The organism is Alistipes onderdonkii, from assembly GCF_025145285.1.
GTDB lineage: Bacteria > Bacteroidota > Bacteroidia > Bacteroidales > Rikenellaceae > Alistipes > Alistipes onderdonkii.
Genome location: NZ_CP102251.1, coordinates 1,434,194 through 1,457,138, shown reverse-complemented (window position 1 = coordinate 1,457,138; position 22,945 = coordinate 1,434,194). Strand labels below are relative to the sequence as shown.

Here is a 22,945-nt window from a genome sequence, read left to right as displayed (position 1 = left end):
GTTAGGGTACGATTACGTTGTTGAGGATGTCGGTGATGATCTCTTCCGAGGTGATGTTTTCGGCTTCGGCCTCGTACGTCAGGCCGATGCGGTGGCGCAGCACGTCGTGGCAGACGGCGCGCACGTCCTCGGGGATGACATAGCCGCGGCGGCGGATGAAGGCGTAGGCGCGTGCGGCCTTCGCCAGCGAGATCGACGCACGGGGCGAACCTCCGTATGCGATCAGGTTCTGCAGTTTCTGCAGGTTGTATTCCGCCGGCTCGCGCGTGGCGAAGATGATGTCGATGATGTATTTCTCGATCTTCTCGTCCATGTAGACGTCCTCCACGACCTTGCGGGCCTTGATGATGTCCTCGGGCGAGATGACCTTGTTGACCTGAGGCATGCCAGCGCCCGAGAGGTTCATGCGCACGATGTCGCGCTCCTCCTGCTTCTTGGGGTAGGAGATCTTGGCCTTGAGCATGAATCGGTCGACCTGCGCCTCGGGCAGCGGGTAGGTACCCTCCTGCTCCAGGGGGTTCTGCGTGGCCAGCACCAGGAACGGCTGCGGCAGCGGGTAGGTCTGGTCGCCGATGGTCACCTGCCGCTCCTGCATGGCTTCGAGCAGTGCCGACTGCACCTTGGCCGGGGAGCGGTTGATCTCGTCCGCCAGCACGAAGTTGGCGAACACGGGGCCTTTCTTGACCACGAACTCCTCGTTCTTTTGCGAGTAGATCAGCGTACCGATCAGGTCGGCCGGCAGCAGGTCGGGGGTGAACTGTATACGCGAGAATTCGGCATCCACGGCTTTTGCCAGCGTGGTGATGGCCAGCGTCTTGGCCAGTCCGGGCACGCCTTCCAGCAGGATGTGTCCGTTCGACAGCAGCCCGATCAGCAGCGTGTCGACCAGATGGCTCTGCCCCACGATGACCTTGCCCATTTCCGTGCGGAGCGTATCGACGAATACCGATTCGCGTTCGATCCGCTCGTTGAGTTCTTTGATGTTGATGACTTCGCTCATTGTTTTATTATATGTTGAATTTCATGCTTCATACCCTGCGCCGGGCACTCTTGCCCGCAGCCTCCGCATCCGCCCGGCGCAAACGCTGCCGTATTGTCGTCGGATTTAACCTCTTAACGAAAGTAATGCAAAGATATTATTTTTTCCGGGATTTTTTTCATTTCCGCCCGGATTGCCCATAATCCCGTCCCCCGAAACGACCGGGGCGGGGCTCTGGCGCGGTTTCGGCGCTTTTCCCTCCTCTCCCGGTTTTGCCGTGCGGCTTCTCTTCTTCCGGCCTGCCCACCCACCCCTCCACCGTTTCCCGCCCCGTCCCTCCTCCGTTTCCCTTGCCTTGCTTCCGGGATTTGTCCGCTCCGTCCGCTTTGCACGTGCCTCTTGCCCCGCCTTCATCTGCGCCATCCTTCGGTTTGCCCCGTGCGCCATCCTTGGGCGCCGTCCCTGCGGCCTTTTCGGAGAAAGGCGCGCCTTTTCGGAGAGGGCTTGCGAAAAAGTATTAACTTTGCAGCCATGGAACCCAAAGAATCTCCGATACTGCAAGGCCTGAACCCCGCACAGCTCGCTGCCGTGGTCAACTACGACAGCCCGTCGCTCATTATTGCCGGCGCCGGTTCGGGCAAGACGCGCGTGCTGACCGCGCGCATCGCCTATATGATCGAGCAGGGCGTGGCGCCCTTCAACATCCTGGCGCTCACCTTCACCAACAAGGCCGCCCAGCAGATGCGCGAGCGCATCGCGCAGATGATCCCTGATAACCGCAGCCGCTATATCCGCATGGGTACGTTCCACTCGGTCTTTTCGCGCATCCTGCGCGAGAACGCCGAAAAGATCGGTTTTCCCGAGTCGTTTACGATCTACGAGCCCTCGGACTGCAAGAACCTCATCAAGACCATCGTCCGCGAACTGAACCTCGCGGACGAGAAATACAAGCCCAACCTCATCGCGTCGCGTATCTCCTACGCCAAGAACTGCCTGGTGACGCCCGGCGCCTACCTCGCCAACTCGGTCTATGCCGCCGAAGACCGGCAGGCGCAGATCCCCGAGTTCGGCAATGTCTACAATATCTACTGCCAGCGCTGCAAGCGCAACGGCGCGATGGACTTCGACGACCTGCTCTTGCAGACCAACATCCTGCTGCGCGACGCCCCGGACGTGCTGGCGCGTTACCAGGAGCTGTTCAAATACATCCTGGTGGACGAGTACCAGGACACCAACTACGCCCAGTACGTCATCATCCGCCGCCTGTCGCAGCTCCACTCCCGGGTCTGCGTCGTGGGCGACGACGCACAGTCGATCTACTCGTTCCGCGGTGCCAAGATCGAGAACATCCTCTCCTTCCAGAAGGATTTTCCTGCGGCCAAGGTCTTCAAGCTTGAGCAGAACTACCGCTCGACCCGCACGATCGTCGATGCGGCCAATTCGGTCATCGTCCGCAACTCCAAGCGCATGGAGAAGCACTGTTTCTCGGCCGGCGACGTGGGTGAGCCGATCCGCATCCTCAAGGCCTATACCGACCGCGAGGAGGCCGAAATAGTGGTCTCCGACCTGCGCGACAAAGTCCGCTCGACGGGCGACGACTGGTCGGAAGCGGTGATCCTCTACCGCACCAACAACCAGTCGGCCGTGCTGGAGGATAACCTCCGCCGCCGCGGCATTCCCTACCGCATCTACAAGGGCAGTTCGTTCTACGACCACAAGGAGGTCAAGGACATGCTGGCCTATATCCGGCTGGTGATCAACCCGCGCGACGACGAGGCGTTCAAACGCATCGTCAACTATCCGACGCGCGGCATCGGCGACACGACCGTGCAGCGCATCGCGCAGCTGGCCGCCGAGCGGGGCGTCTCGATGTGGGAGGCGGTCGACGCGCTGGTCGCCGAGCCGGCCGCCGATCCCGTGCAGAAGACCATCGCCCGCAAGGTGGCGGACTTCGTGGCGATGATCCGCTCGCTGTCGCTCGCCCGCAACGAGAAGGGGCTTTACGACTTCGGGCTCGAGATCGCCACCCGCTCGGGCATCCTCGCGGCCTACCGCGCCGAGAATACCCCCGAGGCGACCTCGGCATTGGACAATATCGAGGAGCTGCTGAACTCGATGCAGGAGTTCAAGGAGCGGTGCGACGCCGAAATCCGCAACGGGGAGCGTCCGCAGGACGAAGAGGCGACCATCGAGGAGTGGTTGCAGAACGTCATGCTGGTGACCGACATGGACAAGGACGACCCCGAAGACCGCAACAAGGTGACGCTGATGACCGTCCACTCGGCCAAGGGGCTGGAATACAAATACGTGTATATCGTCGGGCTGGAGGAAAACCTCTTCCCCTCGCAGCGGGCCGCTGAGTCGCCCGACGGCATGGAGGAGGAGCGGCGCCTGTTCTACGTGGCGCTCACCCGGGCCAAGGTCGAGGCGACGATCTCCTACGCCGAGATGCGTTTCAAGTGGGGCAACATGGAGTTCTCGCGCCCGAGTTGCTTCTTGCGCGAGATCGACCCGAAATATGTCAGGGCCGACTTCGGTTCCGACACCGACGACGCCCGTCCGCACCGCTCGCCCGACGGGGCAGCGCCTTCGGCCATCGACGAACTGCGCCGCCGCTTCGACTACCGTTTCCAGCAGAAACAGCAGGCTGCGGGCAGGAACAATGGCGGCGGCCGGCCGGGCAGCAACCCCGGCCGCGGCAATTTCGGCGGCCGCCCCTCCGACGGCGAATCCGGCCCTGCAAGGCGTTTCGCCCGGGCTGCGGCACCCCGCGACGCCCGCCCGCAGGGGCGTCCCGACCCGGCGCTCGTCCAGATCCCGCGCCCCTCGACCGACGGCATGCGCCGCATCGGTGTGCGGCAGGCGGCCGACGGCGGCGTGCCCCTGGGCGAGGCGATGCCCGTCAGCGGCGATTATACCGTGGGGCAGCGCGTCGAGCACCCCAAGTTCGGCGTGGGTATCGTGCAGCGCATCGAGACCCTCGCCACCGACCACAAGCTGGTCGTGGCCTTCGATGGCGCGGGCGAAAAGACCCTGCTGGCTAAATTCGCCAAACTGACCAAACTCTGATCCGGCTATGGAAACCCCGCTCGTATCGGTCTGCATGACCACTTACAACCACGAAGCTTACCTCCGCCAGGCTGTCGAAAGCATCTTGGCGCAGGAGACCTCATTTGACGTCGAACTGGTGCTGGGCGACGATTGCAGTACGGACTCCACGGCCGCTATTTGCCGCGAATACGCGGCGAAATACCCCGGCCGCGTGCGTTTCGTCACGGGCCAGCGCAACGTGGGCTGGCGTGCCAACTATCTCCGCACGTTCGAGGCCTGCCGCGGGAAATACGTGGCCTACTGCGACGGCGACGACTGGTGGAGCGACCCCCGCAAGTTGCAGATGCAGGCCGACCTGCTGGAGTCCGACCCCTCGTGCGGGATGTGCTATACGCGCGCCAGCAACTATTACCAGAACACCGGCCTCACCGAACCCGACCACGAGGAGCATTTTACCGATTTCGACCGCCTGCTCTGCCGGCTCACCATCGCCAACTGCGCCACGCTGGCGCGCCGCGACCTCATCGCCCGCTACTATGCCGAGGTGCGCCCCGGGGAACATCCCGAATGGCTTACCGACGACGCTCCGATGTGGCTCTGGTTCGCGGCCTGCAGCCGGATCCGCTACCTCCCGGTCATCACGGCGGTGCACCGCCGCCTGCCGCAGAGCGTGAGCCATAGCACGGAATATCCCCGCCGGATCGCCTTCTGCGACTCCCTGATGGACATAAGCCTGTGGTTCGATGCCCGTTACAGTGCACGCCGCAACCGTTTCCGCATCCTGCGGCGGCGCAGTTCGGTCGCGTTGTGGGTACTCTCCTGGAACGGTTCCGTCGGCGAATACCTCGCCCGGTGGCGCCGCGACGTGGCTGCCTGTCCGCGCCTGCTGTTCTGCCCCGAAGGCTGCGGGCTCCTCGTGAAGAAGATTTTGTTCCGACGTAAAAAACAACGACTATGACTACCAAAGAGCGTTACGACGGCGTTATCGCCTGGTTCTCGGAGCACATGCCCGTGGCCGAGAGCGAATTGCACTATACGGATCCCTACCAGTTGCTCGTGGCCGTGATCCTTTCGGCGCAGTGTACCGACAAGCGGGTCAACATGACTACGCCCGCCCTGTTCGAGCGCTTCCCCACGCCGTTCGAAATGGCGAAGGCCACGGCCGAGGAGATTTACCCCTATATCCGAAGCATTTCCTATCCGAACAACAAGGCCCGCAACCTCGCGGGCATGGCGCGTATGCTGTGCAAAGAGTTCGGAGGCGAGGTGCCGAGCGACCTGCAGCAGATGCAGCGCCTGCCGGGTGTGGGGCGCAAGACGGCCAATGTGCTTGGCGCCGTGCTGTGGCAGAAGGAGGTGATGCCGGTGGACACGCATGTCTTCCGTGTTTCGAACCGTATCGGGCTGACGACCAATTCGAAAACTCCGTTGCAGACCGAGCTGACGCTCGAAAAGAACATCCCCTCGCACCTGCTGCCGCTCGCCCACCACTGGCTGATCCTCCACGGGCGTTATGTCTGCATGGCGCGCAGCCCCAAGTGCGGCGAATGCGGGATCGCCGCCTGGTGCCGCAAGTACGCCGCCGACCACCGGACGAAAGGGTAGGTGCCCCCCCCCGACGTTTTGGGGCATTTGCCCGGGGAGGCTTTGCCGGGACGGTTCGTTCTCCGGTCGACGGTCCCGCCCGGTACGACCCGCCTCCCGCGCGGGGCATGATCCGGCCGCCGGGAACACCCTGAACACAAAAAAACAGATCAACCCAATCCAAACCTCAGACCTATGACCAAGATCGTCCTGAAATTCCTGTTGTTGCTGTTCGTGCCCTTTTTCACGCAGGCGCGTGGCACCGATTCGCTGCGGGTGCTGTGGGTCGGCAACAGCTATACCTATTACAACGACATGCCGTCCACCGTCCGGCAGATCGCCGCCACGCAGAAGGTGAAACTCTCCTGTACGCGCTTCCTCAAGGGCGGCGAGCGCCTTTCCGGCCACCTGAAAAACCAGAAACTGCTCGACGCCATCGCCGCGGGCGGCTGGGACTACGTCATCCTCCAGGAGCAGAGTTCCGCACCGGCCATGCCGACCCGACAGGTCGCACGGGAAGTCTACCCTGCGGCGCGTACGCTCGACAGCCTGGTGCACGTCGCGTCGCCCGATGCCCGTGTGATCTTCTACATGACGTGGGGGCATAAGAACGGCAACCGCTTCCCGATTCCGGAGTACCCGCCCGCCAACAGCTACGGCACCATGCAGGAACGGCTGATTACCAGCTACCTCGAAATGGCCTACGACAACGACGCGTGGTGTGCCCCCGTGGGCATGGCATGGCGCCGGGTGCGTGCCGAAAGGCCCGATTACGTGCTCTATGCGCAGGATTGTTTCCACCCCGGGCCGCTGGGCAGCTACCTGGCCGCGAACGTGATTTTCACCACGATCTACGGCAAGCCCTACCAGACCGCCTGCACGCTGGACTTCCCGGCCGAACAGGCCGAATACATCCAGCGTGTGGCGCAGCAGACCGTGCTGGAAAACCTCACGCTGCTGAATATAAAAAGGTAATCGGATTTGTACGGATTCATGCCCGCGCTTCGACAAGCGCGGGTTTTTTCGGATCTTGGACGCCCGCCGGCCTTGCCGCAGGCCGTTCCGCCGGACAGGATGCCTGCTCTCACCGCTCGCTCAGCTCCAGCCAGCGCATCGTCTTTTCGTCGATCGACGCGATCAGCTCCGCTATGCGCCGTGACTGCGCCGTGAGCTCCTCCACCGGGAGCGTCCCCGACGAGAGCGACGCCTCGAGTGCCGCTTTCTCGGCCTCGAGCGCCGGGATTTCCGTTTCGAGCGCTTCCAGCTCCCTCTTTTCGTTGAACGAGAGCTTGCGCGGCACAGCCTCCGCCGCCTGTGTTTTCGCCGCCTGCGGTTTGGGGCGGGCCTGTGCGGCTTCGGCGCGGCGTGCCGCTTCGTATTCGCGCTTCCAGGCCACGTATTCCGAGTAGGTTCCCGCAAAATCCCTGATCTCGCCCCCGCCGCAGAAAACCAGCAGGTGGTCGGCGACCTTGTCCACGAAATAACGGTCGTGCGACACCACGATCACGCAGCCTCTGAACGCTTGCAGGTACTCTTCCAGGATGCCCAGCGTTACGATGTCCAGGTCGTTCGTCGGCTCGTCCAGCACCAGGAAATTGGGGCTCTGCATCAGCACCGTGCAGAGGTATAACCTCCGCCGCTCGCCGCCGCTCAGGCGTGCCACGTAATTGTATTGCGTTTCCGGTGTGAAGAGGAAATGCTGCAGCAGCTGCGAGGCGCTCATCCGCCGCCCGTCGCCCAGTTCGACCTGTTCGGCGATCGCCGTCACCACGTCGATCACCCTCATCGAGTCGTCGAACTCTAGCCCCTGCTGGCTGTAATAGCCGAAGCGAACGGTTTCGCCTATGTCGATCACACCGCTGTCGGGTCGTTCGATGCCCGTCAGCAATTTGAGAAACGTCGACTTGCCGCAACCGTTGTCGCCCACGATCCCCAGCTTTTCGTAGCGGGTGAAGTTGTAGTTGAACTTGTCGAGGATCACCACGTCGCCGAAGCGCTTGCTCACGTCGCGGGCCTCGAATATCTTGGTGCCGATCCGCGACGCCCCGACGTCGAGCCGCACCTCGCCGCTGCGGCGCGTCGTTTTGAGCCGCGATTCGAGATCGCGGAACGCGTCGATGCGCGACCGCGCCTTGGTCGCCCGCGCCTGCGGCTGGCGGCGCATCCACTCCAGTTCGCGGCGGTAGAGGTTCATGTCGCTCGCCCGCTGTGCCGCGTCGGCCGTTTCGCGCTCCTGTTTCTTTTCCAGGTAATAGGAGTAGTTGCCCGCATAGTGGTAGATCCGGCGGTTTTCCATTTCGAGGATGTCGCTGCACACGCTGTCGAGGAAATACCGGTCGTGGGTCACCATCAGCAGCGCGGCGCTGCTCGCCGCGAGGTACTCTTCGAGCCACTCGGTCATGTCGGTGTCGAGGTGGTTGGTCGGCTCGTCGAGGATCAGCAGGTCGGATTCGCTGATCAGCACGTTGGCCAGCGCCACGCGCTTGAGCTGCCCGCCCGAGAGGGTCTCCACTTTTTGCCCGAAGTCGCGGATCCTGAGCCGTGAAAGGATCCGCTTGGCGCGCTGCTCGTAATCCCACGCTTCGAGGGCATCCATCCGCGCCATTGCCTCCTGCAGCCCTTCGCCCGACGCATTGCCGATCGCCCGCTCATACTCCGCGATGGCCTTCAGAGCCGGGTTTGCCGCGTGGAAGCAGGCTTCCAGTACGGTCATGCCCGCCGGGTATGCGGGGCTTTGTTCCAGGTAGGCGATCCTCAGGCCGCGGCGCGGCACGACGCTGCCCGCATCGTGGCTTTCCTTCCCCGCGATGATGTTCAGCAGCGTGGTTTTTCCCGTGCCGTTCTTCGCCACGAGGGCCACGCGCCGGCCCTCCTCGATCGTGAACGAGATATTTTCGAAGAGCACCTGCTCGCCGTACGATTTGGTGAGGTTTTCCACCTGGAGACAAGAAGCCATAACGTGTGATTTAGATTTGCAAAGCTACGCAAAAATCCCGAACCGTGCCAATCGCCGCCCCGGAAAGGGGCCCCGACCCCCGGAAAACGGGCTGCCCCTCCCCGAAAAAAGGACGGCGCACGACGGTCATATCCCCTCGTGCGCCGTTTCTCGTTGCCGGCCCCCCCCGGAAACGTTGTGCCGTTCCGGTTTTCACCCCTCCCGGCGCCATGCTTTCCGGGCGGTTCCCTTCTTCCGTCAACCTCCCTTCTCCCGGGTTGCGGGTTCCCGTTACGGTGTTTTCTCCGGCACCGGATCCCTCCCTGCGGCATCCGCTTTCCCGGACACCCGTTTCCAGGCACTATCTTTTCCCCGCCCTGCCTTTCGGGCGCACTACCAGTTCTTGCGCAGGTCGCGCGTCAGGGGGAACTCGGTGATGCGCAGCGTCGTGCAGCCGTAGGGGATCAGCGTGATCTCTTCGGCGGGATTGGCGGTCTCGTTGGTGCTGTACGGCTGGGGGCCGGCGCTCTCCTGGTAGAGCACCCATTCGTCGAGCCTGCGCCCGCGCGCCTTGATCTCCACCGGGGCATTTTCCAGCGTCCACGGATAGGCGTCGCCGATATCGCGCCGCTCGACCCTGAATGCCTCCGCAATGCGTTCGGGGCGGACGTCCTCCTCGAAGAGCGTGTAGTTCCACGGGGTCGTCGGCCGCACTTCGTAATACCACGGGCCGTAGATCTGCTTGCCGGGGTTGCGGACTTTCGACCATTTTTCGCCGATGCGCAGCGAGTAGACCAGCGGCCCGCGCTCGACGACGGCCGAGCGTTCGTACCAGCGGCTGACGGCGACCTCCATCGGCAGGCGGAGCGTCACCACGTCGCCCGTGCGCCACGTGCGGCGCACCTCCGCCACGGAGCCCCCGGCGGGCGTTGCCACGGCCTGACCGTTCACCGCCACGGTCGCCCCTTCGCACCAGCCGGGGATGCGCAGGCGGAGCGGGAACTGGGCCGTTTTCACCTTGCGGCCGTCGATCTTTATCTCGAAGCGTATCTGCTCGTCGAAGGGGTATTGCGTCCGCTCGGCGATCGTCACCCGTACGCCGCCGGCCACTTCGGCCGTGACGTTGCAGGGCGAATAGACCATCGCGGCCAGCCCGCCGTCGTGGGTGGCATACCACAGGTTTTGCGTGAACTTGGGCCATCCCTGGTGCATGTTCGACGTGCAGCAGGCATAGCCCGTCAGCAGGCCGTAGAGGATGTCCGTGCCGTCGTGGCTCTGCTCGAAATTGCGGCGGTGGTCGGTAATCATCACCTGGTTGACCTGCTGGTAGTACTGGCGGGCGTCATAGGCGTCCGTGGCCTGCGTGGGCAGGGCGTTGAACGCCACGCGCTCCAGATGGTCGGCGAACTGCACGTCGCCCGTGATTTCGGCCATCTCCTCCAGCGAGTACATCATCTCCACGGCCGTGCAAAGTTCCGAACCCTGCGTCGGGGCGGCGCCGTGCAGCGCCTCGTCGCCCCCGTACAACCCCGTCGGCAGGCCGATGTAGCGGCGTATGTCCGCGAAGCCTTTCTTCACGGCCGCCACATGCGCCGGGTCGTTGCTGCGCTGGTAGTATACCACCGGCTCCTTGATCCCCTGCGCGAGGTTCACGCAGTGCAGCGAAAAGGGCGTCGGGATCACCTCCCCGCCGGCGAGGATGCCCGTCCAGTCGAGCGTCTGCCGGTGGATCAGGTCGCCCAGCTCCAGCAGGAATTCGTCGCCCGTGATGTTGTAGAGCCAGTAGACGATGCCCAGGTTGTCGCCGCCGCGCTGTTCGCCCCAAAAAGTCCAGTGCCCCAGCGGGGTCTTCGGAAGCTCGCGCAACTGGTAACGGAAATAGGCCCTCATCAGTTCGATGACGCGCTCGTCGCCCGTCGCCGAATAGTATTGTTGCAGCACCTTGAGCATGACCATCTTGGGCCACCAGTCGCGGGCGTTGTCGCGCTGTATGGCCGGGCTTTCGAACGGACGGTCTTCCGCCGGGCCGAAATAGCCGTCGGGCTGCCGGCTGCCGAGCGCCCACTCGATCCAGGGGCGGGTCTTTTCGATCAGCTGCCTGTCGCCGAGGATATAGGCCAGCGGCAGCAGCCCGTCGATCCAGTAGGGGCCGCGTTCCCAGACGTCGCCGTCGCCGCCCAGCCAGCCGTTGCGCGGGCCCATCACCTCGGGGTAGACCGAATCGAGGTGCCCCGTCAGCCCGTCGGCCTGACGCTGCAACTGGTCGCGGAGCCATCCTTCGGCGCGGATGGCGCCCAGCGGAAGTTTCACGAAGGGCTTTTCGCGCAGCGGGGCGCGGTTGTTGGCATAGGGTGCCGCGGCCGTCGCGGTGGCCGTTGCCAGGAGTAGGCCTGCCAGCAGCAGGGACATGAGTTTTTTCATACGTACGGTTTTGGTTAGCCGGAACAAAATTAACGAAATTACCGGCTGCGGGGTGTATGCAAATGTGCAAATTCAGTATACATCGGCGGGCGCGGTTTGTTATCTCCCTCTTTTTTGCTACCTTTGCCCAGTATCACCAATGTGAAGAAAGGCTGAAATGGAGCTATCGAAAGAGCGTATCGAATCCCTCAGGGAACTTCTCGCCCCGGCAAACCGGAAGATCGTGATTGTCGCCCATACCAATCCCGACGGCGATGCCGTGGGTTCTTCGCTCGCATGGGCCGAGGTGCTGCGGGGAATGGGACACGAGGTGACGTGCATCGTCCCGAACAAATACCCCTATTTTCTCGACTGGATGCCGGGTATCGGCCAGGTCGTGGTCTTCAAGAACGACACTGCGGGCGATGCCGTGCGCGCCATCGCCGAGGCCGACCTGCTCTTCTGCCTCGACTTCAACGCCGTGTCGCGGCTCGAAATCCTGAGCGATACGATCGAGGCCAACACCACGGCGCGCCGCGTGCTGATCGACCACCACCTTTCGCCCGACGGGCATTTCGACCTCTCGTTCTCGTATCCCGATTCGTCGAGCACCTGCTTCCTCGTATACAGCATCATCGAAGCGCTGTTCGGCACCGATGCCATTACGCGGCAGATGGCCGAGGCGCTCTACGTGGGCATCATGACCGACACGGGCAACTTCGCCTACTCGTTCCTCACGCCGGAGCTGTTCCGCGCCGTGGCGGTGCTGGTCGAGAAGGGCATCAGCATTCCCGAGATACACAACAACGTCTATAACGCCTATACCGAAGGCCGCGCACGATTGTTCGGTTATGTCATCAACCGCAAGATGGAGATCATCCAGGACGGGACGGTGGCCTACATGTCGCTGATGGAGAACGAAATGCGCCGTTTCCAGTTCCAGCAGGGCGACAGCGAGGGTTTCGTGAACTACGCGCTGACGATCAAGAAGATGAAGATGTCGGCCATGTTCCTGGCCCACCGCAAGTTCATCCGCGTGAGTTTACGTTCGCGCGGAGATGTCGACGTCAACCTCTTCGCCCGCAAGTACTTCAACGGCGGTGGCCACAAGAATGCCGCGGGAGGTAAATCGTTCGTTTCGATGCAGGAGACTATCGACCACTATATCAAGTCGGTAAAGGAGTTCGCCCAAGACGGGCACCTGGGTTGAGGCCGCTCCGGCTGGTGGCCATGCACCGATAACCTGCGATAGTTATGGACGATTTCCGACTTAAAGTTTTCATCACCGCGGCCCGGACGCTCAGTTTCACCCGGACTGCCGAGCAGTTGTTCATTTCCCAGCCCGCCGTCAGCAAGCATGTCGGTGAGCTCGAATCCCGTTATAAGACGCAACTCTTCGTTCGTTGCGGCAGCCGCCTGGAGCTGACCCCGGCCGGCGAGACCCTGCTGGCCTGCGCCGAACGGCTGGCGGGCGACTACCGCCGCATGGAGTACGAGATGAGCCTCTGCGCGAGTGCGGTCGAGGGCGAACTGCGCCTGGGCGCCAGCACGACCATCGCCCAATACCTCCTGCCGCCGATCCTCGCCCGCTTCACCACGCGCTTCCCCGGCGTGCGGGTCTCGATGATGTCGGGTAACAGCGACCAGGTCGAACAGGCGCTGTGCGGGCGCGGCATCGACCTGGGGATGGTCGAGAGCCTCAGCCGCCGGCAGGGGTTGCACTACACGCTCTTCGCGCCCGACGAACTGGTGTTGGTCGCACGTACGGGCGGCCCCTATGCGCGGACGGATGCCGTGACGCCCGACCGTTTGCGGCAGATTCCCCTCGTGCTGCGCGAGGGCGGGTCGGGGACGCTCGAAGTCATCAAGACGGCACTCGGCAAGGCCGGGATTCGCATCCCGGAGCTGAACGTGGTGATGCGCCTCGGCTCGACCGAGGGGATCAAGGCGTTCGTGCGCAACAGCGACGCCATGGCCATCCTGTCGGTGATTTCGGTCGTGAACGAGCTGCGCAGCGGTACGCTGCGTATCGTCGATGTCGACTCCTTGTCGCTCACGCGCGACTTCGTGTTCGTGCATGCCGAGGCCGAACCTGCCCGGCTTGTCCGGCAGTTCGTCGATTTCGCCCGGGCTGACCGCTGACCCGGCGGGCATCCCGTATCCCGTTCCCGTATTCTGTTCCCATATTCCGTTTCCGGGCACCGCTGCACGGCTGGGGCTTTCATTATAACTTTATGTTATGCAGGATAACCGGTTCTTGTTCCATATCCCGCCAAAAGATGCGATCTTTGCCGGCGAAACAAAGGAATGGTTATAACGGCTCCTTAAAAAACACGAAGGATATGTTGAAAAAAGGTAACAGGGCGAATACCCTGCACGGGATTCTGCTGATCGTCCTGTTCTCGTTCGCGGCATTCTATATCGCCGGGTTCCCCCTCGTAAAGAAACTTTCGTTCAGTCCGCTGATCGTCGGCATCGTGCTGGGCATGCTCTATGCCAACAGCCTGCGCAACAAGCTGCCCGAAACGTGGGTGCCCGGTATCAGGTTCTGTACCAAGCAGGTGCTGCGCTGGGGCATCATCCTCTACGGGTTCCGCCTGACGCTCTCCGAGGTGGCCGCCGTGGGTATTCCGGCCGTCGCCGTCGACCTGGTCGTCGTGACGGTCACGATCCTGGGCGGCGTCCTGCTGGGCCGCCTGCTGAAGATCGACCGCGACACGGCGCTGATGACCTCGACGGGCAGTGCCATCTGCGGCGCGGCGGCCGTGCTGGGTGCTGAGCCGGTCGTGAAATGCGAGGGGTACAAGACCGCCATCGCCGTCTCTACGGTCGTGATTTTCGGCACCCTCTCGATGTTCCTCTATCCCCTGATGTACCGCACGGGGATGCTCGACGCCCTGACGGACACGGGCGTGGCCGTCTATACGGGCAGCACGCTTCACGAAGTGGCCCATGTGGCGGGGGCGGGCAATGCGATGGATCCGACCGACGGCCTGGGTATCGCCGGGACGGCGACCATCACCAAGATGATCCGCGTGATGATGCTTGCGCCCGTGCTGGTTATCCTGGGGTTCGTGCTGGCGGGCCGCCGGAAAACCGCCGGAGGGCGCAAGGAGAAGAGCAAAATTACCATTCCGTGGTTCGCCTTCGGCTTCATCGCGGTCATCGGCCTCAATTCGCTGCTGCAATACCTGACCGGGGCGGAGAGTGTCCGCGACATCCCGTTGAACGGCGCCATCGAATATGTCGATACGTTCATGCTGACGATGGCCATGACGGCGCTGGGTACGGAAACGAGCATCGACAAGTTCAGGCAGGCCGGGGCGAAGCCCTTCGTGCTGGCGGGCCTGCTGTATGTCTGGCTGGTCGTGGGCGGTTATTTCGTGACCAAATACCTGGTCGGGGTCTTATAGCGGCATCCGCTGTACCCGCTGTTTTTCACCTGCCGTTTTCCACCGCTGTTTCTCTCTGCTATTTCCCACCGCCGTTTCTCACCGCTGCTTTTTACCGCTGCTTTTCACCGCCCGTTCCCGCCTGCCGCCGCAGGGCGGCGGTGTGCGGGCGATGTCCGTTCAGGGCAGTTTCGGCAGCGCAGGGGCTTCGTGCTCCGAATAGCGGAGGACTGCCTCCCGAACGAAGTCCGCAAAACTGCGGGCTTCTTCGTAGGTGATGGCGCCGGGATAACTCATCAGCACCAGCCGATGGGGCGTGAAGGGCTTGCGGAACGACGGGTGGATGTATTGGTAGGGGTTGGCGACGAACCCCAGCCGCTCGTAGAAATGCCGGCGGCGGATCGAAATGTCGTCTTCGGGCGGGTCGATTTCGAGGATGACGCGCCCGACCTTCCGGCAGAAGGCCGAGAGTGCCGCGGAGCCCATGTTTTGTCCCCGCAGGGCGGGCGAGACGGCCAGGTGCTCGACATAACGGTAGCCGTCGGCACCCCAGTGGAAGAGGATGCCGATGAACTCCCCGCCGCGCCAGATGCCGTCGGCTTCGAAATTCGGGTCGCCGAAAGCCCGGTCGTAGGCCTCCTCGCCCCAGCGTTCGTTGTAGGGGAACGACTTTTCGTAAAGCTCCCAGGCCTCGGCCCAGCCTTTGTCAGCGCGGGATTTGAAAGGTATGAATTGCAGTGGTCGTGTCATAGTCCGTTTTGTTTTGCGCAAAAATACTGCAAATTCCCCGCATTACCAACCCGGATAGGCCGGTCATGGCGCTCCGGGCAAAAGATAAAAGGGACTTCCCTGTTGCGTGGGAGTCCCTTTTACTGCCTTGCGGCGTGAACTTTTTATTACTCCGTTTTCCCTCCGGTAATATCCTCGGGGATGCCGTCGCAGCGTTCGTAGACCGAAATGTCCGAGCGGTCGTCCTTGGCTGTCCATATCATTTGTGTCTTCGAAAAGTCGGTCACGATGTAGCGGTGCTGCCAGTCGCCGGCACTGTAATCGTAGTTGCCGTAGATGATGGCGCCCAGTTCCTCGTCGGTTTCGATGGCGAAGCGTCCCGTGAGCTTGCGGGCGCCGAAGCTGTCTAAGTTCTGGTACATGACGTACTTCTGGTCTTTGCGGATGAACTCGATGTATACGTAGCTGCCCTGGGCGAGGGGCGCGCCGTTCCATTGGGCGAGCTGCCACGTGCCGGCGAGGTTGTTGGGCGTGACATCCAGGGGGGCTACATACGACTTGTCGTCATCGCAGGCGCAGAAGGCCGTCGCGATAAGTGCAAGGAGCGTAAATCTAAAAATTGTTTTCATATGACTCGTTTTTGTCTGTTTCTTACTCTGTTTCTTCGAACCGGATCTGCAGCGTGCGCCCGCTCGGCGGGACATCGGGCCCTTCGAGGATCAGGGGCAGCTGGGCCGGCGGCCTGTGCGTTGCCTGCGCGGGGTCGAACCCGATGACCAGGTCGCCTTTGGCGCCCGGGGCGAGGGTTGCGGGCTCGCACCTGAGGGTGATTCCCCGCGGGAGCAGGTGATCGTCGCAGCGTGGCCGCATGGCTTTGCCGCCCGTGTTCAGGCATTCGATGCGCTCGCTCTGCAACCCTTCCCGGGCGAACCGCACGGACTGCTGTTTGAGCCGCAGCGTCCCCATTGCATAGGGGTAATCGCCGTCCGTGAGTTCCGAGGCTATGACCGTGCCCGTGAGGTGCAGGATGGCCGTCGGCATCTTGTCCGAGAGCTGCGTATAGACGAAGATCCGCCTGTCGAAGCTCCCCGGGTGTCCCTTCGGGTGGTAAGTGACCGTCACCGTGCCTTCGCCGCCCGTGCGGACGGGCTGCCGGCCGTAGGTGGCCGCGGCGCAGCCGCAGGTGGTCTGCACGCGGGTGATGATGAGCGGTGCCGTTCCTTCGTTATGCCATTTGAACGTGTAGCTCGGCGGCGTATCGTCCTCGCCGATATGCCCTGCGTCGATCTGCGTGCGCTCGAAGCGCATGGCTTGGGCCCCGTCGGCCGTGGAGGGGTGCGCCAGGCTGTCGAGTTTGGCACGGGGGACGATGCGGATCTGTCCGCAGAGCGGTGTGGCGGCGGTAACCGCCCACAACGCCCCGCAGCAGAAGAGCATACGTGCTATCGTCGTTCCGCAGCGCATCGTTCGTTAAAGCCAGCCGTTACCGTTTGCGGATTTACGCACCGTGATGTTGAAATTGTGCGTCTCGCCCTTGCTCGAAGTGATGCTTGCCCTGGTCGTACCGGCCTTCAGCCCCTTGACCGTCAGTTTCGCACCCTCCATCGACGCCGTGGCGACCGCCGTGTCGGCGATGCTGACCGTGTAGGTCAGCGTTTCGCCGCCGAGGAAGTAGTTGGCCGGGATGGCCTTCACCTCCTTGCCCAGCGAGATGTAGAGGTTCGGGAACGAAACCTGCTTGCCGTTGCCGGAGACCGCATTGAGCAGCCTGGCCGCATTGACCTGGCCCGTGCCCATCTGGTTGCGGTAGTTGGCCAGCGTCAGCTGCATGGGCTGGTTCAGGCCGACGTCGGCGACGTAGCGGTAGTAGTTTTTCAGGCCGGTCATGTAGGAGTCGATCGGCGTGGTGGTTTGGTAGAGTAGTGCCTTGAACTCGTCGGCCGTGAAGTGGCGGCGGAGCTGTGCGGCGTACGAGAGCCCGAGCGCGGCGACGCCCGAAACGTGGGGGCAGGCCATTGAGGTGCCTTCCATGTAACCGTAGCCCGTTTCGCTGATGTCGTAGGGCAGCGTGGAGAGCACGCAGCCGATCTCGCCGCGTTTGTGGTTGTCGTCGAAGTACTCGTAGTAGTAGTCCTGGTCGCCGCCCGGGGCTGCGATCGTCGTGCCGGGGCCGTAGTTGGTATAGGTTGCGGGCGTATAGTCGGCAGCCGTGGCCGATACCGAGATGCAGTCCTCGGCAGCGCCCGGGAACCCGGCCTGCGGGGCGCTCTCGTTGCCGCCTGCGAAGATGGCAAGACCGCCTTCGATCGGGCCGTTGGGCGACCCGGCGTTATGCAGGAAGTAGTCGAGGGCGTCCTTTTCCAGCGGGGCGTTCGTCGCCCACTCCTCTTCGTCCTTGAAGCCCGGCGTCCCCCATTCGTAGCTGTTGGCGCTGCCCGAGACATAGCCCCAGCTGCACTGCAGGATGACGGCGCCGTTGTCGGCCGCGTATTTGATGGCCCGGACGGTCGCCAGCGAGTTGCTGACCGTGTTGCCCGAGAATATCTGGCAGCTCATGATCTTCACGCCCGGGATGTCGCCGTTGCCGCCGGCGATCGAGCTGATGCCGATGCCGTTGTTGTTCTGCGCGGCGATTACGCCCGCTACGTGCGTGCCGTGCCCCGTGTCGTTGATGTCATCCCATGAGATGACGCCCGTCTCGAATACGAAATTGTAGCCGTAGACGTCGCCTTTGTAGCCGTTGCCGTCGTTGTCCTGCTTCGAGCGGTAAACCTCGCCTTCGTTGACCCACATGCTGTTCTTCAGGTCGGGGTGTTCGACCATGACGCCTTCGTCGAGCACGGCGACGATGATCGACTTGTCGCCCGTCGAGGATTTCCACGCCTCTTCGCACTGCACGTCGGCATCGACGATCGACTTGTCGCCGAACAGGTTGCCGCGGTTGATCAGGTGCCACTGCATCGGCAGCAGCTCGTCGTTGAAGGGATAGCCCGTATCCCCGGCGGCACGGGTCGCACGCTGCATGGCGGCGAGGGCCTCGCGGGTGAGAGGCATCGCCTTCTTGCCGGCGTTGTAGGCACGGCGGATCGTGCGGTTGAGGTTCACGTGCTGGACTTCGCCCAGGGCCGAAAGTTTCTCGGCGACCTCCTCGGCGGAGTAGTCGTCGCCGAAGCGTACGACGTACCACAGGTGCAGCTCCGATTCGCGGGTGCGCTCCTCGTTGCGGCCGTCTACGGGGAAGACGCGCTCGATCTGGTAGCCGCCCACGATGTCGAGTACCTCGTCGACCGAAAGGATGCCCGAGCGGGTGGCGGGGCCGCCGCTGCGGGTCGCTGCGGCCGTCTTGTCGAGTATCTCGCTCACGTAAGGCGAAAATTTGACGAGTATCTCCCCCGACTTGTGCTCGACAGGGGTGTCCGGGCCCGTGCCGGGCGTCGGGAGCTCCTCGTTGGTGCAGGCGGTAAATGCCAGGAATGCAATGGCAAAAATGCCGTATAAATAGTTTTTCATCGTCTTGATTATTTGGTCGTATCCTCGTCTTCGTCTTCCGCACCGGGGTCTTTCTTGTACCCCTCATAGAATTTATAGTAGTAGTTCAGGTTGGCGGGTTCGTTGCCGAATCCGGCCGATGCGCCCGTCGCGTCCTTACCTTCCTGCGTGAACACGAGCTGGAAGGGTGACCACCAGTCGAGGGCGGGGTGGTAGAGCAGCCAGTCGGGCAGTTCGCCGGTCAGGCGGTTGAGGTTGATGGCGAAACGCTTGGTGTGCGGCATCACCTTCGGGGTTCCGATCAGCGCACGGGGCAGCGTGTCGGCGTCGATGATGTCCTGTTCGGTGTATTTCTCCCAGTCGTCCATCTTGGGCAGCGGGCCCTGTAGGTAGTTGACCGATAGTTGCAGCGTGTCGAGATCCCATTCGATCATGCGGCGCGGGAATCCTTCTTCATCGACGAGGCCGCCGTAGTTGGTTTCGACGGTGTTGCTCAGGTCATAGATATTCCTGCGCGTGTTGGCGCCCATGAGCAGTGTCCGCAGTTTCGGGAAGTTGGTCGGATTGATCTCGTCGGGAATCTTCTGGAAGTTGTTGCTGCTCAGGTCGAGGAACTCGAGGTTCTTGAGCGCCGTGAAGTTCTTGTCCAGCGAAACCAGCCCGTAGGCGGCGATGGTGAGGCGTTTGAGCTGCGTGAGTTTGGTGATGTACTCGCCGGTGGTGAGGTCTTTCAGGAAGGCGTTGACGTTGCTGTAGAAGTTCAGCTCGTCGGCGGCCGTCAGGTACTGCACTTCGAAAGGCAGCTCTTCCTTGGTGTCGAACATGAAGAACCGGGCGTATTTCACGCGGCCGTTCTTCTCGGGCGTGTAACCCGCCATGCCCTCCTCCCAAAGGGTGACGTCGTCCCAGTTGTCCATGCGTTCGCCGTTCTCCCACGAACTGTTGGTTCCGAGCGTGCGTGCGATGGCCAGCAGGGCGATCGAGTCGCCGCTGCGGGTGTTCTCCTCGATGGGTTCGGCGGCGCCCTGCGTGACGAGCAGGTTGTCCTGGCGGGCGAGTTCCACCTCGCGTTTGGGCTTGAACACCACGTCGGCGATACGCTCGTTGGGCTGGGAGTTGATGCTCCAGTTGAAGCGTACGGTCACCTCGCGCGGGCGGATGCCGCGGTCGAGTTCGACCTTATAGCTGTCGAATTTGAGCCAGCTTTCGGCCGAGGTGGGGACTTCGACGGCGAAGTCGACGTTGGTCTTGACCTTCACGTCGAAATAACGGGTGCCGAAGGCCGAGAAGTTGGCCACGGAAACCTCTTTCTCCCCGAGCGTGATGGCGTAGTCGAAACCCTGCTGGTCGATGGTGATCTCCTTCTTGTCCCAGGTGTTCTGCTCCTGGATGCGTACCACGCCGCGGCGGGGCGAGTCGGTCAGCGCCGAGTCGATGAGGATCCTGCACTCGGTGGTGCCGCGGCCGTTGGCCGGCGAAATGGAAATCCACGGCTCGTCGGTGGTGGCGACCCAGTCCCCCGATGCCGATACTTTGATCTTGTGGCTTCCCCCTGCGGCTTCGGCTTTGATGGCGTCGCTGTCGAGCCCGAACGCGATGTTCTTGTCGGCGTCGGAGCAACTGCATAATGCGATCGAGCAGAGGATGACCGGTATGTAATTCTTTATTTTCATTGTCGTTTCTCCTTAGGTGTTATTCGAGCATTTTGTCGCAGTTCAGGATGTTCTGGGTCTTGTCGTAGATCAGGTTGTAGACCCCCTGCTGCCAGTAGTAGCAGATGGCCGAGGCATCGAACGTGATGTTGGGGTTGTCGCTGATGTCGAGGTGGTAGATCAGGTAGGAGATCGTGTCCTCGATCTTGCGCAGGTCGTTCGAACCGATGTAGAACCCGCGCAGGCCCGTGTGCTGGTAGAGCCCCGTGGGCCACTCGCGCAGGCAGCGCTTACCCTCGGCATCGCGCTGGCCGCGGATGGCGTATACGGTCAGCCCGGCGCAGTTGAGCGGCCCGAACGGGAACTTGTCGAACGAGTTGTACGATATATCCAGCCCGTAAAGGTAGGGCAGCTGCTCGGCCGTGAAATCCTTGGACAGGGCCTTCAGTTTGTTGTAGGTCAGGTCGAGCGATATGAGCGCCGTCGAGTTCTTGCCGCCAAAGCTGCCCTCGGGGATTTCGTCGATGCTGCAACCGCGCAGGATGATGTAGGAAACCAGCGAATTGGTCGTGCCGAGGCATTTGGGGAACTTCGTCAGCCCGGGGTTGGCCGCCAGCGAGAAGGTCTCCACCCGCAGGCCCTTGTATTTGCCCTCCTCTTCGCCTTCGAAGCCGTCGATCTCGTTGTAGGAGAAATCCACCGATTTCATGACGTATTTGGACTTGGCCGAGAAGATGTTGGGAACCTTCTTGAGCTTGTTGTAGGTCACCGAGAAGGTCTCCGTGTCGTCCGTGCCGCAGAAGATGCCGTCGCTGTTGGCCGGGAGCGAAGTGATGTTGTTGTGGTCGAGGTAGAGCTGTTCGGGTGCGACCTCCTTGCCCAGCGGATGGAGCGTTTCGATCTGGTTCCGGGACAGGTCGAGCAGGCCGATCTTCTTCAGGTTGCTGAACGACTCGGGGATCTCCCTGAGTTTGTTGTTGGTCGCATAGAGGATCTGGAGCTTCTCCTTCGATGGGCCGTTGGCGATGGCGTCGAGCCCCTTGTATAGCTCTTCGGCCGACCATTGGGCGTTGTTGGAGATGTTGACCGAAACGAGCTCGGGCATCTGCGCGATCTCCACCGGGAAGCGGGTCATCTTCGGGCAGTTGTAGACCTCCAGGTCGGTCAGCGACTTGAGGTTGGCTACTTCGGCGGGAATCTCCTCCAGCTCGCCGTTGGCGATGTTGAGGTACTCGAGCTTTTCGAGTTTGCCGATGGCCGGGTCGATCGACTTGAGCCCGTTGGTGAGCTTGCCGTGTACGACGTCGTAGGGACGGATATTGTTCTGGAGGCCGGTCTTGCGGTCGATGATCTGATCCTCGGTGAAATTCTTGTAGAGCGACGTGGCCGGGATCGAGATGCCGTGTTCGGCCAGGGCCCGGGCGATCGGCTCGGACGTCTGGGTCGGGATATGGATCAGCGAGAGGAACTCCTTGTGACGCTCCATGCGGGTGCGGTTGCGCTCGGAGAGGCTCTTGTCGTGTGCCAGCGAGGGGTCGTATTCGAGCAGGTTGCCGTCGTTGTGCGTGCCCAGATACAACTCGACGAGCTCCGAGAGCTGGCCGATGGCTGCCGGCACGTGCCCGCGGAAGCCGAACTCGCCGATCGAGATCTTCGCCACGCGGCCGTTGGAGTGCACCTCCACGCCCGGCTGGACGCCCCACAGGTCGGGATCCTTGTTGAAATCCCAGTTGACGCCGGTGGGATAGTTTTCACCCCTGTAAGACCAGTGCTCCCCGTCGAGCGCCTTCCAGATTTCGTAAAGCGCGTAGTAGTCGCGGATATACTCGTCGGCCTCGTAGAGCGTGACGCCGACTTTGGCCTCGGTGGTCTTGTTGTCCTCGATGGTGAAATCCAGGTTCTTGGGACGCTTGTTGGTCTCCAGCAGGATTTTGTTCTTGTCGTAGGCCTGGTATCTCTCCAGGCTGTAATCGCCCGCCTTGAGCGAGAGCAGCGTGTCGCATTCGAGCGAGGAGGTCTGGTAGCCGTCCTCGATGTCCTCGGGGGCCCCGTCCTCGCGGTCGTCCCTGAAGTGGATCGAGAACTTCGCGGGGAGTTTTTCGAACGTGGTGAGCTCGTTGGTCGTCTTGTGCCTTACGGTCAGGTCGAGGAACGCGATCTCGTCGAAGGTGTACTGCCGTTCGGCGGCACGCGTCACCACGGGTGTCTCGGTGAAGTCCGACAAGTCCTTGGAGATCGAGAAACGCACCGTGCCGCGCGGCTCCACGTCGACCGTCAGGTCGTGCGAAACGAGGCCGCCGGCCACGATGTCGAGCCTCTCTTCGCCCGGCATGCCGTTGTAGATCAGCTCGTCGTCGGCATTGAATAACGAGAAGGTGATGAGCTGGTATTGTCCCGCCAGCAGCCGGAGCTTCTCGCTGCGCAGCCCGAATTCGGCGCTCTCCTTGTCGGGGGCCGAGAGCGTCAGCGACTGGGTGATGGTCGTGCCGTCGTAATAGAGCGAGACCTGCACCTTGCTGGCTTCGGAAAGGTAGTCGAGCTGGGGTTTCTGGGCCCGGCTCACGGCGTCGTAGGACGCCTCCTTGTGTAGTTTGAACTGAACGTATCCGTAATCGCGGTCGCGGTTGTCGATGCCGTCGTCGTCGGAGCATCCGCCGAGGAAGGCCGTGGCCAGTGCGAGGAGTGCCGCTACGGAAAATTTAAAAAGTTTCATATCTAAAAACCTGGTCTGTAT

General features: G+C 62.2%; 16 protein-coding genes. 7 read left to right on the top strand and 9 right to left on the bottom strand.

Annotated elements, in window-relative coordinates; genetic code table 11:
* Position 1: 1 nt before the first annotated feature.
* Positions 2-1,000, bottom strand: coding sequence for an AAA family ATPase (locus tag NQ559_RS06095; protein WP_018695708.1), 999 nt, complete (start codon positions 998-1,000; stop codon positions 2-4).
* 510 nt (positions 1,001-1,510) lie between these two features.
* Here NQ559_RS06095 and NQ559_RS06090 point away from each other — a divergent pair.
* The 4 genes from NQ559_RS06090 (at position 1,511) to NQ559_RS06075 (ending at position 6,589) form a co-directional block, all read left to right on the top strand.
* The gene (locus NQ559_RS06090; RefSeq protein WP_018695710.1) at positions 1,511-4,048 is read left to right on the top strand and encodes an ATP-dependent helicase; all 2,538 of its coding nucleotides are present in this window, start codon (positions 1,511-1,513) and stop codon (positions 4,046-4,048) included.
* A 7-nt stretch (positions 4,049-4,055) separates the two neighbouring features.
* On the top strand, positions 4,056-4,988 hold the full coding sequence (locus tag NQ559_RS06085) for a glycosyltransferase (protein WP_018695711.1): 933 nt from the start codon (positions 4,056-4,058) through the stop codon (positions 4,986-4,988).
* Positions 4,985-5,635 carry an endonuclease III gene (gene nth, locus NQ559_RS06080; RefSeq protein WP_018695712.1) on the top strand — a complete coding sequence of 217 codons (651 nt, stop codon included), beginning with the start codon at positions 4,985-4,987 and terminating at the stop codon, positions 5,633-5,635. The genes NQ559_RS06085 and nth overlap by 4 nt, the downstream gene beginning before the upstream one ends.
* Positions 5,636-5,809: 174 nt before the next feature.
* Positions 5,810-6,589 carry an SGNH/GDSL hydrolase family protein gene (locus tag NQ559_RS06075; RefSeq protein ID WP_018695713.1) on the top strand — a complete coding sequence of 260 codons (780 nt, stop codon included), beginning with the start codon at positions 5,810-5,812 and terminating at the stop codon, positions 6,587-6,589.
* Between the two features lie 109 nt (positions 6,590-6,698).
* Here the strand turns inward: NQ559_RS06075 and NQ559_RS06070 are convergent, their stop codons facing one another.
* Both NQ559_RS06070 and NQ559_RS06065 read right to left on the bottom strand, forming a co-directional pair.
* Complete coding sequence (locus NQ559_RS06070) at positions 6,699-8,570, bottom strand: ABC-F family ATP-binding cassette domain-containing protein (protein ID WP_026318328.1); 1,872 nt, start codon at positions 8,568-8,570, stop codon at positions 6,699-6,701.
* A 372-nt stretch (positions 8,571-8,942) separates the two neighbouring features.
* Positions 8,943-10,970, bottom strand: coding sequence for a beta-L-arabinofuranosidase domain-containing protein (locus NQ559_RS06065; RefSeq protein WP_026318329.1), 2,028 nt, complete (start codon positions 10,968-10,970; stop codon positions 8,943-8,945).
* 157 nt (positions 10,971-11,127) lie between these two features.
* Here NQ559_RS06065 and NQ559_RS06060 point away from each other — a divergent pair, with 157 nt between their 5' ends.
* The 3 genes from NQ559_RS06060 to NQ559_RS06050 all read left to right on the top strand — a co-directional run bounded on the left by NQ559_RS06060 (position 11,128) and on the right by NQ559_RS06050 (position 14,362).
* On the top strand, positions 11,128-12,159 hold the full coding sequence (locus NQ559_RS06060; protein WP_018695716.1) for a DHH family phosphoesterase: 1,032 nt from the start codon (positions 11,128-11,130) through the stop codon (positions 12,157-12,159).
* A 44-nt stretch (positions 12,160-12,203) separates the two neighbouring features.
* Positions 12,204-13,091 carry a LysR substrate-binding domain-containing protein gene (locus NQ559_RS06055; protein WP_018695717.1) on the top strand — a complete coding sequence of 296 codons (888 nt, stop codon included), beginning with the start codon at positions 12,204-12,206 and terminating at the stop codon, positions 13,089-13,091.
* Between the two features lie 200 nt (positions 13,092-13,291).
* On the top strand, positions 13,292-14,362 hold the full coding sequence (locus NQ559_RS06050; RefSeq protein WP_018695718.1) for a YeiH family protein: 1,071 nt from the start codon (positions 13,292-13,294) through the stop codon (positions 14,360-14,362).
* A 159-nt stretch (positions 14,363-14,521) separates the two neighbouring features.
* Here NQ559_RS06050 and NQ559_RS06045 read toward each other — a convergent pair whose 3' ends face one another.
* The 6 genes from NQ559_RS06045 to NQ559_RS06020 form a co-directional block, all read right to left on the bottom strand.
* Positions 14,522-15,091 (bottom strand): GNAT family N-acetyltransferase, encoded by a 570-nt coding sequence (locus NQ559_RS06045; RefSeq protein ID WP_018695719.1) that lies wholly within the window; start codon positions 15,089-15,091, stop codon positions 14,522-14,524.
* A 146-nt stretch (positions 15,092-15,237) separates the two neighbouring features.
* The gene (locus NQ559_RS06040; RefSeq protein ID WP_018695720.1) at positions 15,238-15,699 is read right to left on the bottom strand and encodes a lipocalin family protein; all 462 of its coding nucleotides are present in this window, start codon (positions 15,697-15,699) and stop codon (positions 15,238-15,240) included.
* A gap of 22 nt (positions 15,700-15,721) precedes the next feature.
* Entirely contained in the window at positions 15,722-16,534 is an 813-nt protein-coding gene (locus NQ559_RS06035; protein WP_018695721.1) for a DUF1573 domain-containing protein, read from the bottom strand.
* Positions 16,535-16,540: 6 nt separating this feature from the next.
* The gene (locus NQ559_RS06030) at positions 16,541-18,580 is read right to left on the bottom strand and encodes a S8 family peptidase (RefSeq protein ID WP_018695722.1); all 2,040 of its coding nucleotides are present in this window, start codon (positions 18,578-18,580) and stop codon (positions 16,541-16,543) included.
* Between the two features lie 8 nt (positions 18,581-18,588).
* Positions 18,589-20,232 carry a BACON domain-containing protein gene (locus tag NQ559_RS06025; protein ID WP_018695723.1) on the bottom strand — a complete coding sequence of 548 codons (1,644 nt, stop codon included), beginning with the start codon at positions 20,230-20,232 and terminating at the stop codon, positions 18,589-18,591.
* 19 nt (positions 20,233-20,251) lie between these two features.
* Positions 20,252-22,924, bottom strand: a complete 2,673-nt coding sequence (locus tag NQ559_RS06020; protein ID WP_018695724.1) for a DUF4458 domain-containing protein — start codon at positions 22,922-22,924, stop codon at positions 20,252-20,254.
* Positions 22,925-22,945 lie beyond the last annotated feature (21 nt).

What these genes read in the sequence shown, in the direction of transcription:
- NQ559_RS06075 (WP_018695713.1), top strand. Translation starts at nt 5,810, where the DNA reads ATGACCAAGATCGTCCTGAAATTCCTGTTGTTGCTGTTCGTGCCCTTT.
- NQ559_RS06040 (WP_018695720.1), bottom strand. Translation starts at nt 15,699, where the DNA reads ATGAAAACAATTTTTAGATTTACGCTCCTTGCACTTATCGCGACGGCC.
- NQ559_RS06055 (WP_018695717.1), top strand. Translation starts at nt 12,204, where the DNA reads ATGGACGATTTCCGACTTAAAGTTTTCATCACCGCGGCCCGGACGCTC.
- NQ559_RS06065 (WP_026318329.1), bottom strand. Translation starts at nt 10,970, where the DNA reads ATGAAAAAACTCATGTCCCTGCTGCTGGCAGGCCTACTCCTGGCAACG.
- NQ559_RS06045 (WP_018695719.1), bottom strand. Translation starts at nt 15,091, where the DNA reads ATGACACGACCACTGCAATTCATACCTTTCAAATCCCGCGCTGACAAA.
- NQ559_RS06020 (WP_018695724.1), bottom strand. Translation starts at nt 22,924, where the DNA reads ATGAAACTTTTTAAATTTTCCGTAGCGGCACTCCTCGCACTGGCCACG.
- NQ559_RS06090 (WP_018695710.1), top strand. Translation starts at nt 1,511, where the DNA reads ATGGAACCCAAAGAATCTCCGATACTGCAAGGCCTGAACCCCGCACAG.
- NQ559_RS06035 (WP_018695721.1), bottom strand. Translation starts at nt 16,534, where the DNA reads ATGCGCTGCGGAACGACGATAGCACGTATGCTCTTCTGCTGCGGGGCG.
- NQ559_RS06085 (WP_018695711.1), top strand. Translation starts at nt 4,056, where the DNA reads ATGGAAACCCCGCTCGTATCGGTCTGCATGACCACTTACAACCACGAA.
- NQ559_RS06025 (WP_018695723.1), bottom strand. Translation starts at nt 20,232, where the DNA reads ATGAAAATAAAGAATTACATACCGGTCATCCTCTGCTCGATCGCATTA.
- NQ559_RS06050 (WP_018695718.1), top strand. Translation starts at nt 13,292, where the DNA reads ATGTTGAAAAAAGGTAACAGGGCGAATACCCTGCACGGGATTCTGCTG.
- nth (WP_018695712.1), top strand. Translation starts at nt 4,985, where the DNA reads ATGACTACCAAAGAGCGTTACGACGGCGTTATCGCCTGGTTCTCGGAG.
- NQ559_RS06060 (WP_018695716.1), top strand. Translation starts at nt 11,128, where the DNA reads ATGGAGCTATCGAAAGAGCGTATCGAATCCCTCAGGGAACTTCTCGCC.
- NQ559_RS06095 (WP_018695708.1), bottom strand. Translation starts at nt 1,000, where the DNA reads ATGAGCGAAGTCATCAACATCAAAGAACTCAACGAGCGGATCGAACGC.
- NQ559_RS06030 (WP_018695722.1), bottom strand. Translation starts at nt 18,580, where the DNA reads ATGAAAAACTATTTATACGGCATTTTTGCCATTGCATTCCTGGCATTT.
- NQ559_RS06070 (WP_026318328.1), bottom strand. Translation starts at nt 8,570, where the DNA reads ATGGCTTCTTGTCTCCAGGTGGAAAACCTCACCAAATCGTACGGCGAG.